Origin of the sequence: Aquitalea pelogenes (assembly GCF_001515305.1) — a bacterium.
GTDB lineage: Bacteria > Pseudomonadota > Gammaproteobacteria > Burkholderiales > Chromobacteriaceae > Aquitalea > Aquitalea pelogenes.
The window spans coordinates 1-16,794 of the sequence record NZ_LNQV01000066.1; the positions used below are offsets into that span (position 1 = coordinate 1).

Genomic DNA, 16,794 nt, shown 5'->3' on the forward strand with positions numbered 1-16,794 from the left:
CGCCAGCGTTCAATCTGAGCCAGGATCAAACTCTTCAGTTCAATCTCATAGCAAATTTCTGGCACGCAAGATCAAAGAATAAACAAGTACTTCTTGGACTGTTTACTTTCTCTCTCGCAGTGCAAGTATTTGGCTTTCGCCAAGCACTCACACCTATCGGTTATTCTGTTTTTTAAAGAGCGGTGCAGGTCGCTGCGTTTCGTTTCCGTCGCTGCGTTGTCTGCTGAGGAGGCGAACTATACCGCCCTGACCCACCCTCGTCAACACTTTGTGCGAAGAAATCTGCAGGATTTGCCAAAATTCCGTCGCACAGATCACTAAGTCACTGAACGGTAATACTTTATGAAATACGGATTTCATGAGTATTTTGCTGCGGGTGCACAGTCAATGGTCGACTCACATCCCTTCCGGCGCCGACCGGCGGTGAAAACTGGCGCAAAAAGCTGGTCTCAACACCGGCACAGGCAGCAAAAAGCCCGGCTGAGCCGGGCTTGGTGATTTACATATATATGTAAAGCGTGCAATCAACGCTGCTTCAGCTTGGCAAATGCCGCAGCCATGACGGACTCACCAGCAGGCTGTTGCGCACGACCCTGTGACGGGTGCTTACGCTGCTCACCAGTAGAACGGGCATTGTCAGCACGCCCGGCGCGGCTGACAGCACCCACTTCATCACTCAGGCGCATGGTGAGGGCAATACGTTTGCGCGCCACATCGACTTCCAGCACCTTGACCTTGACCACATCACCAGCCTTCACCACCTTGCGCGGGTCGTCGATGAATTTGCTGGACAGTGCGGAAATATGAACCAGCCCGTCCTGATGCACGCCAATATCCACAAAGGCACCAAAGTTGGCCACATTGGTGACCACCCCTTCCAGCACCATACCGGGCTGCAGATGCTTGATGTCCTCGACACCGTCCTGGAAGGTGGCGGTCTTGAACTCCGGCCGCGGGTCGCGACCGGCTTGTCCAGCTCCCTCAGGATGTCCATGACAGTGGGCAGACCGAAACGCTCATCGGTATAGTCAGTTGCCTTGACTGACTTGAGCGTCACCGAATCCCCCAGCAAAGACTTCACTTCGCGCCCTAGCCTGGCGACGATTTTCTCCACCACCGGGTAGGCTTCCGGATGTACCGACGAGGCATCCAGCGGATTATCACCGCCGCTGATGCGCAGAAAGCCGGCTGCCTGCTCGAATGTCTTGTCACCCAGGCGCGGTACTTTCAACAGTTGTTTGCGGTTCTTGAACGCGCCGTTCTGATCGCGATAAGCCACGATATTGGCGGCCAAGGTAGCATTCAGCCCTGAGATGCGGGTCAGCAACGGAACAGAGGCGGTATTCACGTCGACACCCACGGCATTCACGCAATCTTCCACTACAGCATCCAGCGCGCGCGCCAACTGGCTTTGGTTGACGTCATGCTGGTACTGGCCCACACCGATGGATTTCGGGTCAATCTTCACCAGTTCGGCCAAAGGATCCTGCAAGCGGCGGGCAATGGAGACTGCACCGCGCAAACTGACATCCATATCGGGGAATTCCTTGGCTGCCAGCTCGGAAGCCGAATACACCGACGCACCCGCCTCGGACACCACGATCTTGGTCATCCCCAACTGCGGGTAAGCCTTGATCAGGTCCTGCGCCAGCTTGTCGGTTTCGCGACTGGCCGTGCCATTGCCAATGGAAATCAGGTCAACATTGTGACGGGTACACAGCGCACCCAGAATGGCGATGGACTTGTCCCATTCGCGGCGTGGCTCGTGCGGATAGATGGCCGTGGTGTCCAGCACCTTGCCGGTACCATCCACCACGGCTACTTTCACGCCGGTACGCAAACCCGGATCCAGACCCAGCGTGGCGCGCTGACCCGCCGGTGCCGCCAGCAGCAAGTCGTGCAGATTATCGGCAAACACCTTGATGGCCTCGCCATCTGCCGCTTCTTTCAGCTTGCCCATCAGCTCCAGCTCCAGCGACAGGAAGATTTTGGCGCGCCAGCACAGACGGACACCATCCAGCAGCCATTTGTCGGCAGCGCGGCCCTTGTCTTGCACACCAAAGCGCTGGGCGATCATCAATTCGTAAGCGGAACGCTCGGTAATCGGGGTTTCATCCGGCTGATATTTCAATGCCAGGCTGAGCACGCCTTCATTGCGCCCGCGCAGCAAAGCCAGCGCACGATGGGATGGCGTGGCGCGAATGGCTTCGCGATGGTCGAAGTAGTCGGCAAACTTGGCACCTTCCTGTTCCTTGCCTGCCACCACGCTGGCAGCCAGCTCGCCTTCGTTCCACAGCTTTTCGCGCAGGCGACCCAGCAGCTCGGCATCTTCGGCAAACTGTTCGATCAGGATGGCACGCGCACCATCCAATGCAGCCTTGACATCAGCCACACCAGCCTCGGCATTGAGATAGCCTTCTGCCAATGCTTCTGGCTGTTGCGTGGGGTCGGCCAGCAGACTGTCTGCCAGCGGCTGCAAGCCGGCTTCGCGGGCGATTTGGGCCTTGGTACGACGTTTGGGCTTGTAGGGAAGGTAAAGGTCTTCGAGCGCTGTCTTGTTGTCGGCAGCGTACAGCGCAGCAGTCAGTTCGGGGGTGAGCTTGTCCTGCTCGCGAATGCTGGCGAGGATGCTGTCGCGGCGCTCGTCCAGCTCACGCAGATACACCAGCCGCTCGGCCAGCGTACGTAATTGGGTGTCATCCAGCCCGCCGGTCACTTCCTTGCGGTAGCGGGCAATAAAGGGAACGGTGGCACCACCGTCGATCAGTTCGATGGTGGCCGCCACCTGGTTCTCGCGAACGGCCAGTTCAGTAGCAAGACGGCTGGCTATGCTTTTCAACATCGGTTTTTATTCTTTCGTGCTGAACAAAAACCGCTACTGTACCGCCATTCAGTCCAAAATCAAGCAGCAACCGGCCGGGCCAGCCATGCTTGCGCTTCTTCCACCGTGTCGAAATACTCCAGGTGGTTGTGCGACAGCAGGCCGGCAATGTGGGCCGCCAGCTTGATCCACACATCGCTGACCACCAGCGCGATACGGCCGAAGTCCTGTTCGTGCGCCCGCACAAACTTGACCTCCTCTACCGCCATATCCAGGGTGAAGTCCACCAGCTCGGTCAGATCCAGCAGCACGTCCGGCTTGCCTTGTTCGGCAACGCGCTTGACCAGCGCATCTTCAAACAGCTTGAAATCTGCCAGCGAGAATTCATTGAACAGCGCCACATCCAGACCATAATCCTGTTCGCGGATAGAAATCATGCTGCATCTCCTAAAGTGTGAGTCCTGCCTGTTATTGTTGATGAAACCACGCCAGCTTCAATTGCGTGATCATGATTGCATTCTAGTGCGCCGCGGGGAAGTTTCTGCTGACAACCGTCAAGGAGTGACATGTTTTTGGCATGATTCAGCGCAGCGCTGCCAGCATGCCCGCCCCGACGATCAAGCCCATGCCCAGCAAGGCATCCGACCCCAGCGCATCGCCCCACAACAAGACGCCCAGCAAGGCCGAGAACACCACGGTGAGATAGGCGAAACTGGCTACCAGGTATTTGCGCCCTTCCTTGTAAGCCATGGTCATGGCCAGCTGCCCCAACATGCCGCAGACCCCCACACCCAGCAAGGCGGATATGTTTCCGGCGCGTACCGGTGAAAAACCGGGCCCGAGCAGCAGCCAGACCAGCCCGAACAAGCTGGCAATGGCGAAAAACCAGAACACCACCCGCCACGACGGTTCGCCCATTTGCCCCAGCTCCCGCACCTGAAACACGGCAAAACCGGCAGACACACCGGACAGCAGACCCACCACGCCAGCCAGCCATTGGTCCGAGCTGAAGGTAGGCCGCAGCAGCAGGACGATACCCAGAAAACCCAGCCCCAGAGCCAGCGCCGCCGGGCGCGACAGCTTGTCCTTGAGCTTGACCACGCAAATCAGCGAGAAAAACAGCGAGGAGGTGTAGTTGAGCGTCACCGCAGTGGACAGTGGCAAATGGGTGAGCGCATAAAACAGCGCCGACATGGACATATAGCCGACAAAGCTACGCTTGATGTGTCCCAGCCAGTGTGGAGTGGACAGCGACAGTCCGCGCCAGCGGATGCCGGCACCGAGAATGGCGGTGCCAATCAACGTACGCCAGAACAGCAGCTCGATGGAGTTGAAATGCTGCGCGCCTGCCTTGACGAACACACCCATCCAGGCAAAAAAAGCGGCAGCCACCACCATCCAGCCTGCGCCCAGTTGCCCACGGCGCAAACGCACGATCAGCGCCCCATTCACGACCGGCTCCGATACGGAAGACAAGGAATACAAATCATGGCTTGCGGGTACTGTTGGCGGAAAGACAGATCAATTCCATCTGATGACGGTAGGTCTTGAATTCCGATGCATTGGCAGCACAGCGTGCCTCCAGCAGGCGCTTGCCCGGCGTGGGAAGAAAGACGTGCAGATTATGCCGCACAATCCACAAACGTCCGGAAACGAAACGACCTTCGCGATACTCGGTCACCAGCCGCCCGGTATGGGCGTTGAGCCGGGCATACAAGGCAGCCTCGCGATCACCGTCGGCCTGCCGATAACGGCGTTGCAGGCGCTCCGGGCTGTCGGCGCGGGTGGCCTTGTACTCCTGCAGGGTGACTTCGATGGCGGCGCGCTCGCGCTGGTCCGCCTTGGGCGGAATCACCTTGATGACGCGCACGCCCTCCAGCACCACGCTGCGGACCTTCCAGCCGGGCGGCAAGGTGAAGTTGATCTTGCTGGCCGGATCGGTATAACCGCTGGCCAGCGCCTGAGCACTCAACAGGCCAAGGCTGAGAATGAATAAATGTTTTTGCCAGTGCATTGTCATCAAGACAAAGAAAAAGGCGCGGAAACCCGCGCCTTTGTCATTCTGCACTGAAACACCCGGCTTAGCCAGTCATGGCATCGCCCATCAGGCGACGATAGAACTCGTGGAAGTGTTGCATGCCTTCCTCGGTGGGGTATTGATACGGCCCCACTTCGCTCTCGCCACGCAGCCACAGCGCACGACGGCCCAGGTGCATGCGATAGCAGATTTCATCGTCTTCCTTGGCGGTTTCGAAGTAGGCAGCCTGCTCTGCCTCGACGAATTCCGGCTCGAAGTACACCACATCTTCCGGGTAGTAGAACTCGGTGATGACGGTGCATTTTTCCGGGCCACGCGGAATCACCACGCTAACCACCAGCACATGCGGATACCACTCCACCATGATGTTGGGGTAGTAGGTGAGCCAGATGGCACCGAATTCGGGCTGCTGGTCGGCAAAGCGGCGGCGCACTTCCTCGTGCCACTTGCCATACACGCGCGAACCAGAGCGGGCCAGCTGGTTTTTCACCCCCACAGTCTGCACGTGATACTGCGCACCCCACTCCCACTTGAGCTCGGCGCAATCGACAAAATTGCCCAGGCCGGGATGGAAGGGATCGACGTGGTAGTCCTCGGAATAGACTTCGATGAACGTCTTCCAGTTGAAGTCATACTCGGTGGTATGCGTCGAATGGAAGGCAAACTCGGAGAAATCCAGGTGTTTGGCCACACCAAGCTGCGCCAGATCGGCCGCGATGTCGCGACCGGCATCAAACAGCAAACCGTTCCAGTTGGTCAGTTGCGTCTGATTCAGGTTCAGGCAAGGCGTTTGCGGGAAATGCGGCGCGCCCAGCAGCTTGCCTTCGGCGTCGTAAGTCCAGCCATGCAGATTGCACACCATGTGGTTGCCATTGCCGCGACCCTGATAAATCAGCGCCTGACGATGGCGGCAGACGTTGGAAATCAGCTTGATTTCGCCGCCCACATTCTTGAGCATCTTGCCGTGGCCCAGCCATTCCAGCGTGTGATAGTCGCCCTCATTGGGCACCATCAGCGCATGGCCGTAGTACTGCGGAGCAGTGGCAAACAGTTGTTTTTGCTCCAGCTCGTAATGAGCCGGGTCAAAGTAGGTATAGATAGGCAGCTGAGCAGCAGATGCTTGCAGCATCTGCGAAGAAGCCAGATCAGACATTATTCCCACACCTCCGTGGAAGAAGATATAAGACCAGCCGAATCTCGCTAAACGAGTTTACGGAACCATCAAAACAATAATGAAAACAAGGGCCAAGCCCCTGCTTTTCGAGGCCGGGATTATGCCCCGCCCCGGAAGGGGGGGCAAGCTATTTTTAGCAGGAAGAAAGCCGACATCGGCAAAATATCGGCCGTTTTCGCAGGCGTTGGCACATTTTCAGCAACAGCCATCATGTAAATCATTGCTTTAGCTCAAATTGTGCAAAGCAACATCAGCACTTGATGATGGGTATGCTATACTCGCCGCACGATTGAACCGGCCTAAGTGCCAGGGACAAGCTGAAACGTGACAGCCAGTGCCATTCGCTGCTTTTACCAACATTCGCAGCCAGCGGGTGAAGGCAGAAACCAGTAGCCGCATGGCAAGCAGGATCATGTTGCAGCAAGGCGCGCGAGCAAGGTAAATCCCTTATTGCTGAGCGCCAGGGCGCACCGGATAATCGCCGCCCGGTTCATGCCGACCAAAGGAAAATCAAGAGGAGCCCGTCAGCTGCGCAACCAGTCATCAGGCCGACACAGTCATAACCTTTAATATGGCCAATCCACCGGATTGATGCAGTGATTTTCCCCACGGACCCCTTTTTTGTCATTTACGATCCCAGTGCCTATGAAATCTAGCATTCTCGTTATCAACTGCGGCAGTTCCTCGCTGAAATTTGCCCTGATCGACACCGCCTCTCACCAAGCCATCCTGACCGGCCTGGCCGAGAAACTGGGCCTGGAACAAGGCCAGATCAGCTTCAAGCACGCAGGCCAGAAAGACAGCCAGACGCTGAGCGAAGCCAACCATGCTGCTGCCATGCACGCCATCATTGCCCGCCTGCGCGAGCTGGATTTGCTGGACAGCGTCAAGGCCGTTGGCCATCGCGTGGTACATGGTGGCGAGCATTTCAAGGCCTCCGCAGTCATCGACGACACCGTCATCGCCGAAATCGAGAAATGCGCCAAACTGGCACCGCTGCATAACCCGGCCCACCTGCTGGGCATCCGCACTGCCATGCAGCAATTCCCCGGCCTGCCGCAGGTTGCCGTATTCGACACCGCCTTCCATCAGAGCATGCCGCAGCAGGCCTATCTGTATGCCGTACCGATGCAGCTGTACCGCGAGCATGGCGTGCGCCGCTATGGCTTCCACGGCACCAGCTACCGCTTTGTCACCGGCGAAGCGGCACGTCTGCTGAACAAGCCGCTGGAAGACACCGCCTTTGTCTGCGCCCACCTGGGTAATGGCGCATCCGCCGCAGCCATCAAGGGTGGCAAGAGCGTGGACACGACCATGGGCCTGACCCCGCTGGAAGGCTTGGTGATGGGCACCCGCTCCGGCGACATCGACCCGGGCATCTTTGGCTACCTGGCCTCCGAACTGGGCCTGGATGTCAACGGCGTGACCGACCTGCTGAACAAGAAATCCGGCCTGCTGGGCCTGTCCGAGCTGTCCAGCGACTGCCGCGAACTGGAAGACGCCGCCATGGCCGGCAAGCCCGAAGCCATCCTGGCACTGGATATTTTCAGCTACCGCCTGGCCAAGCACATTGCCGCCCTTACCGTGGCACTGGGCCGACTGGACGGCGTGCTGTTTACCGGCGGCATTGGCGAAAACTCGTCCTACCTGCGCGCCCGTGTGATCAAACAGCTGGGCTTCCTGGGCCTGCAGCTGGATGAAGCAGCCAATGAACAATGCATTCGCGGCAAGGCTGGCCGCATCACCACCGCCGACTCCGTGCCTGCCCTGGTGATCAACACCGATGAAGAACTGATGATTGCCCTGGACACCGCCCAGCTGGCGGGCCTGTCTGTCTGAGGCAGCCCAAGAAAGAGTCAGAAGCATGCATACTTTTTTCCTGGCACCGACCGGCTTTGATGCCGGACTCACCTCGGTAGCGCTGGGCATGATCCGCGCGCTGGAGCAATCCGGCCTGCGCGTGGGTTTTGTCAAACCCATTGCCCAAGGGGCGGACAGCTCGCCGGAGCGCTCCACCCACTTTGCCCGCGCCATCTGCCATCTGAACCCGCCGGAACCATTGGCGATGGAACGGGTGGAACACCTGCTGTCGCAAGGTGAAATCGACCAGTTGATGGAAGAGGTGGTCTCGCTTTACCAGCAAGCCTCGCACAATGTAGACCTGATGATTGTGGAAGGCCTGGTACCCGACCAGAAACAGGTGTTCTCCACCTTCCTCAACACCAAGATTGCCCGCAACCTGCAAGCGCAAACCATTCTGGTAACCGCTGCCGACAAGCTGGCCAGCCACGAAATTGCCGAGCAACTGGAGCTGAGCGTTCAAGCCTTTGGCGCCCAGCCCGGTCACGTGGCGGGCTATATCCTGAACCGCTTGTCCAAGGAGCAGGACGCCCAGCAACTGGCGATGGAAATCCAGGAAGCTGGCAACCTGCTGCACAAAAACCGTTTGCCGATGATTGGCGCCATCCCCAACGAGCCGGAGCTGCTGGCCCCGCGCACGCTGGACGTGGCCCACTACCTGCAAGCGCGTGTGCTGCATGCCGGACAGATCAGCCGCCGCCGCGTGCGCAGCATGGCGGTGACCGCCCGCACCGTGCCCAATGTGGTTCATCTGCTCAAGCCCGGTGCGTTGATTGTCACCGCGGCGACCGCGAAGACATTGTGCTGGGCACTTCCATGGCCGCGATGAACGGCGTGCCGCTGGCCGGCCTGCTGCTGACCTGCGACTCGCTGCCGGACCCGCGCATCCAGCAACTGTGCCACCAGGCCTTCACCAGCGGCCTGCCGGTGATGTCCACCACGCACAACACCTTCGAAACCGCCAGCTTCCTCAGCAATATGAGCCGCCAGGTACCGGCGGACGACCTGGAGCGCATGGAGCGGGTAATCGACTTCGTGGCCGAGCATCTGGATGCCGACAAGCTCAAGCGCAATGTCGGCGCGCCGCGCGAACACCGCATGCCGCCACCGGCCTTCCGCTACCAGCTGATGGAAAAAGCCCGCCGTGCCGGCAAGCGCATCGTACTGCCGGAAGGCAACGAGCCGCGTACCGTCAAGGCTGCCGCCATCTGCCAGGAAAAGGGCATTGCCCACTGCGTGCTGATTGGCAACCGCGCCGAGATCGAACAGATTGCCGAAGCCCAGGGTGTCACCCTGCCCGCTTCGATTGAAATCCTCGATCCCAATGAAGTACGCGGCAACTACATCCAGCCCATGGTGGAACTGCGCAAGGGCAAGGGCCTGAACGCACCGATGGCCGAGCAACAGCTGGAAGACAATGTGGTGCTGGGCACCATGATGCTGGCACTGGGCGAAGTGGACGGCCTGGTATCCGGCGCGGTACACACCACTGCCAACACCATCCGCCCTGCCCTGCAGCTGATCAAGACCGCGCCGGAAGCCAAGCTGGTTTCCAGCGTGTTCTTCATGCTGATGCCGGAACAGGTGCTGGTTTATGGTGACTGTGCGGTCAACCCGGACCCGACCGCAGAAGACCTGGCCGACATCGCCATCCAGTCCGCCGACTCCGCAGCCGCCTTTGGCATTCCGCCGCGCGTCGCGATGATTTCCTACTCCACCGGCAGCTCCGGCAGTGGCTCGGACGTGGAAAAAGTGCGCGAAGCCACCCGCATTGCCAAGGAAAAGCGCCCGGACCTGGAAATCGACGGACCGATGCAATACGACGCCGCCAGCGTCGAGTCGGTCGGCCGCCAGAAAGCCCCGGACAGCACCGTGGCCGGCCGCGCCACCGTGTTTGTGTTCCCGGACCTCAACACCGGCAACACCACCTACAAGGCGGTACAGCGCTCGGCAGGCGTAGTCAGCGTCGGCCCCATGCTGCAAGGCCTGCGCAAACCGGTGAACGACCTGTCGCGCGGCGCGCTGGTGGACGACATTGTCTACACCATCGCCCTGACTGCCATTCAGGCGGACAAGCGCTAAACACGGTTTGCTGCTACAAAAAAAGCCCTGCAATCATGAGATTGCAGGGCTTTTTCTCGACCTTTCCGAACCCATTCGTCTTAATCTGTATTGAATCGTGGCTTCAGACGCCGGTCACGCGCGTCATTCCACAAATTATCCTTGAATTCGCTGATATGGCGGATGTCACCGGAATGGCTCACCGTATAATCGCCATACACCACGGCGTCCTGTACCTTGGAACCTTCGGCAATGCGGGTGTATTCAAACAACACACTACGCTCTACCAGCGTGTTCTTGCAGATATGGCTGCCATGGCCAATCCAGGCCGGGCCGATAATCTTGGCACCGGCCTCCACATGACAACCAGAACCAAAGAACACCGGCCCCTGAATCTCGATATTGTCCCAGTCGATACGGGTATTCAGCCCTGCCCATACCCGCTCTGCCACTTCCACACCCGGCACATACATTTGGGCCACGCGGCCGCTCAGGATATCCAGCTGCACGGTGAGGAAGTCTTTCACGTTACCGATGTCAATCCAGTTGAAATGGCGCTTTTGGGCATAGAACGGCAGGCCTTTTTCCACGATGAGCGGAAACAGATCGCTACCGATATCGAAAAAGGTGTCACTGGGAATCAGATCGAGTACTTCCGGTTCCATAATGTAGATACCGGTACTGGCCAGACGCGACAGCGCTTCTTCCTGCTTTGGTTTTTCCTGGAATGAGCGCACACGGCCATCGTTGTCAGTCACCACGATGCCATAGCTGGACACCTGCTCCAGCGGCACTTCCTTGGTGATCACGCTCACCAGTGCGCCTTTGCGCTTGTGCTCGAACAAGGCAGAACGGATATCCAGATCAATCAGCGCATCGCCGCAAATCACCAGCGTGGTTTCATCAAAGAAACCACCAAAATCCTGAATCTTGCGCATGCCGCCAGCGGAACCCACCGGGTGCGGATTCACCTCACCGGCATCATCGACATAGCCTTCAAAGGAATAACCGATATGCGCACCCAGGCGCTGGCCGTCACCAAAGTACTGCTCGATCTTTTCATGCAGATAGCTGACGTTCACCATGATGTCCTGCACACCATAGCGCACCAGATGCTCTACCAGATACTCCATCACCGGCTTGCCCAGTATCGGAATCATCGGTTTGGGCAAATCGTAGGTCAAGGGACGAACGCGGGTTCCCTTGCCCGCAGCTAAAATCATGGCTTTCATGTACTGACTCTCTCTGAGCGGTTCTGTATTTGTTTATTTTTTTACTGGCGGCACATAGTGCCATATTCAAAATGGTGTTGGCGCATTTTCTTTATTACGTACTTATTGCTGCCATCAACAATTACCTGATATGTCGAAATTGATTTCGGCGCTCACTACCCTGCAAAACCAATACGGGATAAGGGATCCAGCTGATACACACAATCGATCTTGTGAGCCATGGCACCCTGACAATCGAATCCATTTCCACGCAGACAGAATCATAGCCGGCAAACACATAAACCGGTCCAAGTGGCATGTATCATCCCTGACTGTCACTGAATGTCTGATCATATCTGGCATGCAGGCCGATACGCCGACTACCGAGGCAAGCATTGGAGGCATTAGCTATCAATAATTAAATTATTTGTCAGAATAACTTAATACTGGAAGCGTCATTTGAAAACCTGAAAGCATAGAATCCGTGTGCCGATACTGTTTCGAACGCAACTTTTACCATAATCACGAAAGTAACGTCTAGTTCGTACTTATACGCAATCGGTGGCAAATTCATGTTTCGAAAGAGGATTCTGGCTTTATCCACCGAAAATCAAACACTATTTTCATATAAAAATATCAAAACCTGTTTCAGCCAAATCTTGCCCTCGCCGCCTGACAACTGCCCTGACCCAGATCAGTTTCCAACGCGTCATGCAGCCTGAATCAGACGCAATTAATCAGCAAAACAACCAGTATTTACCCAACATCAGATTCCAAACAACTTTCCATCACCATACAGTCAGCCCATCTTGCTCAATCTGGCTGAGCCGTTGCTTTGCCTTCCCACGACGCGCTGCACCAGATAATTCCCTCCGTGCCGTTCAATAGCGGCATCGGGATTGGCGTCCCGTTCCAGACGGACTTTGCACAAGGCCAAGCTTTGTTGCGTCCGTAACCATTGCACGTCTTCTATGGCGGGCCATGGTGGGAGCCTCTCACGAGGCGCCGTTCCTGATTACGGTACGCCAATCCTGCCATGTGCCTGCCACCCCCGATTGGCATCGGGCGGCAGGTAAACATTCCAGGAGACCATTCATGATTTTCCCTGTTTACTTGCTTGCAGCCTCCGCCCTATGCCAACCAAGGGGAGGGCTCAGCGCATGACACACCAAACCACCACACCCGTCCTCCCCCTGATGCGCCAACACATCGTGTTGCTGCAAGCCATGTTGCAGCAGGACCGCTTTGCCGCGCTGCGCAGCCCGGTGCAGGATTTGGCACGTGGTTTTGCCCAGTTGGAATCGGCATTTCGGGAGCAGGCCCAGACGCTGGAGGCAGTGTTGGCCTTGCTGGCTCTGCATCCGTCTGATGCCTACCGCAATCACTTGATGCAGGGCTTGCTGGGTTTGCAGCAGCAACAGCAGCAATTGCTGGCGTAAACCCGCATAGCAGTGAAAAGCAAACAAGCCCGGCATGCTGATAGATCACCGGGCTGTTTGTTTCAGGGTGCTTTTGTCGCGCAAGTCCAAACCGACAAGCCGTAGCAATGAGTACTGAAGTACTCCCGGCCTGCTTCAGTACCCTGCTTGCTGGTATGTACCCGCCTCCTCCACGCTGCTGGGCGTTTTCTGCGGGATACAAATAGCAGGAACGGCTACGTGGTATTCCTGTGCATGGTGCGCAAATACGGAACTACATGAAGCACATCAAGCTGGCGCAACGCTGCCGCAGTTTTTTGTTAGTTGTGCGAAACACCTAATTTACGTTTTCAAAAGACATAGCCAGATCATTTTTCTACCGCTCCTTGCGCCGAATAATACGGCGAAATCACTGAATCCCTTGTTTCACGCCAGTCGCTTATTCCTGCAGATGTTTGTCCCGGCCACACTGGCAGCCATTGGCGCTTTCACAACTGCCATTGGGCTGAGGGGGACGGGGATGCCGTGCTTGCCAAACCGCAGCCGTTTCAAGGAGTTTTGCCATGTATAGCTACGATGTTGTTGAGTGGGGTCAGCCGCTACAGCGGCGCGAGCATGCCACCCCGGTGCCAACCGGCACTCAGGTATTGCTCAAGCTCAAGTTTTGCGGCGTGTGTCACAGCGACGTGCATATTCGTGACGGGTATTTCGATTTGGGTGGCGGCAAGAAATTTCACATGAACGAACGCGGCATGAAGCCACCAGTCACGCTGGGGCATGAGCCGTTCGGTACGGTACTGGCTGCCGGGCCGGATGCCGGTACGGTGCCCCTGGGACAGGACAGGCTGGTTTTCCCCTGGACCGGCTGCGGCACTTGTGCGCGCTGCCAGCAAGGGCAGGACAACCATTGCATGCAGCCGCGCTATGTCGGTATTCATTCGCCCGGTGCCTATGCGGACCATGTACTGATTCCCCATCCGCGTTATCTGATTGACGCCAGCGGTATCGACCCTGCCTGGGCGGCCACCTTGTCGTGCTCGGGCTTGACGACTTATTCGGCAGTCAAGCAACTGGGTGCCATTCCGCCAGCAGAAACCGTAGCAGTGATTGGTGCTGGCGGGCTGGGGTTGGCAACCATTACCGCCCTGCGTGCGCTGGGGCATGAGCGCATCATCGTGCTGGATATCGACCCGGGCAAGCTGGATGCCGCCAAGGCTGCCGGGGCACTGGCGGTGGTGGATAGCCGGGCGTCAGATGCAGTGGATCAAGTGACGCGGCGTGCCGGAGGCTTGTTGTTTGGTGTCGTCGACCTGGTAGGCAGCGCGGATACGGCCAGCCTGGCGCTCAGCCTGCTGCGCAAAGGCGGAAAACTGGTACTACTGGGCCTGTTTGGCGGTGAGATTCCCATGTCAACCGTGGTGATGGTGCAACGTGCGCTGACCATTATGGGCTCGAATGTCGGCACACCGGCAGAGCTACGCGAGCTGGTAGCGCTGGCACAGACAGGCAAATTGAAACCCTTGCCGCTGGAGCGACGCCCGCTGGCTGACGTCAGCCGCACCTTGGATCAACTCAAGGCCGGAACCCTGTCCGCAGGACGGGTTGTTCTGCAAATCGACTGAACACCACACCGGGCACTTTCACGATGAATATGGACATGAATAATTCGCCACTGGCATTGCTGCACGATGTCAGCTTATTAAAAACCGACGCGCTGATAGATGGCCGATGGCTGGCCGGGACAGCACGTTTTGCGGTGCAAGACCCGGCTACCGGTCACACCCTGGCGGAAGTGGCCAATCTGGGCGCAAGCGAGGCCGCGCTGGCCATTGACGCGGCAGAGCGTGCCTGGCCTGCCTGGCGGGCAAAGTCCGCCAAAGATCGCCATGCAGTGTTGATGCGCTGGTTTGCTCTGGTCAGCCAACATGCTGAGGACCTGGCCCGTATCATGACCGCCGAGCAAGGCAAGCCCTTGCACGAGGCGCGCGGCGAGGTGGCGTTTGCGGCCAGCTTCATCGAATGGTTTGCCGAAGAAGGTAAACGCGCCTATGGCGAGGTGATTCCCAGCACAGACAGCAACAAGCGGTTTATGGTGATCAAGCAGTCGATTGGCGTGTGCGCGGCCATTACCCCCTGGAACTTCCCCCTGGCCATGATGACACGCAAAGTGGCGCCGGCCCTGGCTGCCGGCTGCCCGGTGGTCATCAAACCGGCAGAAGCGACACCGCTGACCGCTCTGGCCTGCGCAGAATTGGCCTGCCGGGCAGGCCTGCCAGCCGGGCTGATCAATGTAGTGACTGCGGATGCAGCGCGTTCCATTGAAGTGGGCCGGGCGCTGTGTGCTGCCGAACAGGTGCGCCACTTGTCGTTTACCGGCTCTACCGAAGTTGGCCGCATCCTGATGCAGCAATGTGCACCCAGCGTGAAAAAGCTCAGCCTGGAGCTAGGCGGCAATGCACCCTTTATCGTGTTTGACGATGCCGACCTGGACAGCGCGGTGGCAGGTGCCATGGCCAGCAAGTTCCGCAATGCCGGCCAAACCTGTGTATGCGCCAACCGCCTGTATGTGCAAGACAGGGTGTATGAAGCCTTTGTCCGCAAGCTGAGCGAAAAGGCGCAGGCGCTGTGCCTGGGCAATGGCTTTATGCCAGGCGTGGACACCGGACCACTGATTGATGACCAGGCATTAGCCAAGGTGCAGGCGCATGTGGCTGATGCCCTGGCCAAGGGAGCGCGACTGATGACGGGTGGCCAGGCAATCAACGGTCGTTTTTACCAGCCAACGGTGCTGGCCGATGTCACACCGGAGATGAGCTGCTGCCAGGAAGAAACCTTTGGCCCGGTAGCCCCGGTACTGCGCTTCAGCGATGAGGCCGAGGTGATTGCCCTGGCCAATGCCACAGAATTTGGCCTGGCCAGCTATTTCTACAGCCGGGATGTGGGGCGCATCTTCCGCGTGGCAGAGGCACTGGAGGCTGGCATGGTGGGCATCAATACCGGGCTGATCAGCGTAGCTGAAGTCCCTTTTGGCGGGGTCAAGCAATCTGGCCTTGGCCGTGAAGGTTCGCGCCAGGGACTGGAAGAGTATCTGGAAGCCAAATACCTGTGCCTTGGGGATGTACAAGGCTGAATCAATTACGGGAAATCATTTGCCAAGGGTGAGCCCTGACCGGCACACGGCTCACCCGACAGCCTGACGCCCTGCTCCACGCACGGCACCGCTGGCAAACAGCGATACAAACTCTTCTACTAGGCGGCTACGCACCGAGTTACGTAACCAGACTATGCCCACCTGCCGTGCAGGACAGGGCTCTGGCAAGGGCCAGCGTGCCAATCGGCCATCCGCCTCCCCCATTACCGGCCAATCCGGCAGAACAGACACACCAAACCCCTCGCCCACCAGCTGGGCAATCAGCTCGATGCCATCCAGTTCAAACTGGGCATTCACCCGCACGCCGCAGTTGCGCAGGTAGTCATCCGCCATCTTGCCGGCCACCACGCGCCGGTCGTAGCGGATGTAGGGCTGCTGTGTCAGGGTAAGCAAGGGGTCTTTGACAATGACAGAACGCGGCGTCAGCAGCACCAGCGGCTCGGTACGCAACAGTCGCCAGGCACAGGTTTTGGGCAATTCGAATGCAGGGTGCACCAGTACCGCGGCGTCCAGCTCACCCGATTGCACCTGTGCCAGCAATCTGGCTGATGTGCCAGGCTCGATATAAATGGGAATGTGCGCATAGCCATCCCGCCACATGCGCAGTTGCCGCGGCAAGAGGCCGGTAAGTGCCGTGGGCGTGGCACCCAAGCGCAATGGCCCTGCCGGGAGGCAGGTGTCGGATGCCTCGGATCGCAGGTCGCGCACCTCACGCAATATGTCACGCGCCCGGTTGAAAATGCGCCAGCCGGACTCGGTTGGCCGAACCACTCGCCCGCTACGGGTAAGCAGGGTTGAGCCCAAATCCGCCTCCAGCGCCCGTAACTGCTGCGCCAGTGTAGTGGGTGCCAAATCCAGATGGCGGGCAGCTTCAGCGATAGAACCACATTCCACCACTGCCACAAAACCTTGCAAGAAACGCGTATCCATAAGCACTTACTTTACGTTTTCTGAATACACATGCGAAATAGCATCCCAACTGCACACCTAATTGCATCCTCACTGCGCACTAATGACCATTCGCACTGCACACTAGTTGCACGTACTTGCTCACCAGACT

At 58.1% G+C, this 16,794-nt stretch carries 10 protein-coding genes and 2 pseudogenes; 5 read left to right on the forward strand and 7 right to left on the reverse strand.

What is annotated here, in order from left to right; translation table 11 throughout:
• Window positions 1-524: 524 nt before the first annotated feature.
• The 5 genes and pseudogenes from AWT75_RS18825 to AWT75_RS18845 form a co-directional block, all read right to left on the reverse strand.
• A pseudogene (locus tag AWT75_RS18825) lies at window positions 525-2,842 on the reverse strand (Tex family protein).
• Window positions 2,843-2,901: 59 nt separating this feature from the next.
• A complete protein-coding gene (locus AWT75_RS18830; RefSeq protein WP_045847976.1) occupies window positions 2,902-3,258 on the reverse strand; it encodes a SpoIIAA family protein in 357 nt (118 codons plus the stop codon).
• Between the two features lie 145 nt (window positions 3,259-3,403).
• Window positions 3,404-4,297 carry a DMT family transporter gene (locus tag AWT75_RS18835; protein WP_275575772.1) on the reverse strand — a complete coding sequence of 298 codons (894 nt, stop codon included), beginning with the start codon at window positions 4,295-4,297 and terminating at the stop codon, window positions 3,404-3,406.
• A gap of 10 nt (window positions 4,298-4,307) precedes the next feature.
• A complete protein-coding gene (locus AWT75_RS18840; protein WP_239689663.1) occupies window positions 4,308-4,889 on the reverse strand; it encodes a hypothetical protein in 582 nt (193 codons plus the stop codon).
• 13 nt (window positions 4,890-4,902) lie between these two features.
• Window positions 4,903-6,012 carry an aromatic ring-hydroxylating oxygenase subunit alpha gene (locus AWT75_RS18845; RefSeq protein WP_062791176.1) on the reverse strand — a complete coding sequence of 370 codons (1,110 nt, stop codon included), beginning with the start codon at window positions 6,010-6,012 and terminating at the stop codon, window positions 4,903-4,905.
• A gap of 666 nt (window positions 6,013-6,678) precedes the next feature.
• Here AWT75_RS18845 and AWT75_RS18850 point away from each other — a divergent pair.
• On the forward strand, window positions 6,679-7,872 hold the full coding sequence (locus AWT75_RS18850; RefSeq protein WP_062791178.1) for an acetate/propionate family kinase: 1,194 nt from the start codon (window positions 6,679-6,681) through the stop codon (window positions 7,870-7,872).
• A 25-nt stretch (window positions 7,873-7,897) separates the two neighbouring features.
• Window positions 7,898-9,975 (forward strand): annotated as a pseudogene (pta, locus tag AWT75_RS23210) (phosphate acetyltransferase).
• Window positions 9,976-10,055: 80 nt separating this feature from the next.
• Here pta and AWT75_RS18860 read toward each other — a convergent pair.
• Window positions 10,056-11,177 carry a nucleotidyltransferase family protein gene (locus AWT75_RS18860; RefSeq protein ID WP_062791180.1) on the reverse strand — a complete coding sequence of 374 codons (1,122 nt, stop codon included), beginning with the start codon at window positions 11,175-11,177 and terminating at the stop codon, window positions 10,056-10,058.
• A gap of 1,148 nt (window positions 11,178-12,325) precedes the next feature.
• On the opposite strand from AWT75_RS18860, the gene AWT75_RS18865 reads away from it, so the two are divergent.
• From AWT75_RS18865 to AWT75_RS18875, 3 genes are all read left to right on the forward strand, one after another.
• Window positions 12,326-12,604 (forward strand): hypothetical protein, encoded by a 279-nt coding sequence (locus AWT75_RS18865; protein WP_062791182.1) that lies wholly within the window; start codon window positions 12,326-12,328, stop codon window positions 12,602-12,604.
• A gap of 542 nt (window positions 12,605-13,146) precedes the next feature.
• Entirely contained in the window at window positions 13,147-14,205 is a 1,059-nt protein-coding gene (locus AWT75_RS18870) for an alcohol dehydrogenase (RefSeq protein ID WP_062791184.1), read from the forward strand.
• Window positions 14,206-14,240: 35 nt separating this feature from the next.
• Window positions 14,241-15,713 carry an NAD-dependent succinate-semialdehyde dehydrogenase gene (locus AWT75_RS18875; protein WP_204377116.1) on the forward strand — a complete coding sequence of 491 codons (1,473 nt, stop codon included), beginning with the start codon at window positions 14,241-14,243 and terminating at the stop codon, window positions 15,711-15,713.
• A 51-nt stretch (window positions 15,714-15,764) separates the two neighbouring features.
• On the opposite strand, the gene AWT75_RS18880 is transcribed toward AWT75_RS18875, so the two are convergent.
• Window positions 15,765-16,664: a LysR family transcriptional regulator gene (locus AWT75_RS18880; protein ID WP_062791186.1), complete on the reverse strand. Its 900-nt coding sequence runs from the start codon at window positions 16,662-16,664 to the stop codon at window positions 15,765-15,767.
• Between the last annotated feature and the right edge of the window lie 130 nt (window positions 16,665-16,794).

What these genes read in the sequence shown, in the direction of transcription:
- AWT75_RS18875 (WP_204377116.1), top strand. Translation starts at nt 14,241, where the DNA reads ATGAATAATTCGCCACTGGCATTGCTGCACGATGTCAGCTTATTAAAA.
- AWT75_RS18870 (WP_062791184.1), top strand. Translation starts at nt 13,147, where the DNA reads ATGTATAGCTACGATGTTGTTGAGTGGGGTCAGCCGCTACAGCGGCGC.
- AWT75_RS18850 (WP_062791178.1), top strand. Translation starts at nt 6,679, where the DNA reads ATGAAATCTAGCATTCTCGTTATCAACTGCGGCAGTTCCTCGCTGAAA.
- AWT75_RS18865 (WP_062791182.1), top strand. Translation starts at nt 12,326, where the DNA reads ATGACACACCAAACCACCACACCCGTCCTCCCCCTGATGCGCCAACAC.
- AWT75_RS18845 (WP_062791176.1), bottom strand. Translation starts at nt 6,012, where the DNA reads ATGTCTGATCTGGCTTCTTCGCAGATGCTGCAAGCATCTGCTGCTCAG.
- AWT75_RS18860 (WP_062791180.1), bottom strand. Translation starts at nt 11,177, where the DNA reads ATGATTTTAGCTGCGGGCAAGGGAACCCGCGTTCGTCCCTTGACCTAC.
- AWT75_RS18830 (WP_045847976.1), bottom strand. Translation starts at nt 3,258, where the DNA reads ATGATTTCTATCCGCGAACAGGATTATGGTCTGGATGTGGCGCTGTTC.
- AWT75_RS18880 (WP_062791186.1), bottom strand. Translation starts at nt 16,664, where the DNA reads ATGGATACGCGTTTCTTGCAAGGTTTTGTGGCAGTGGTGGAATGTGGT.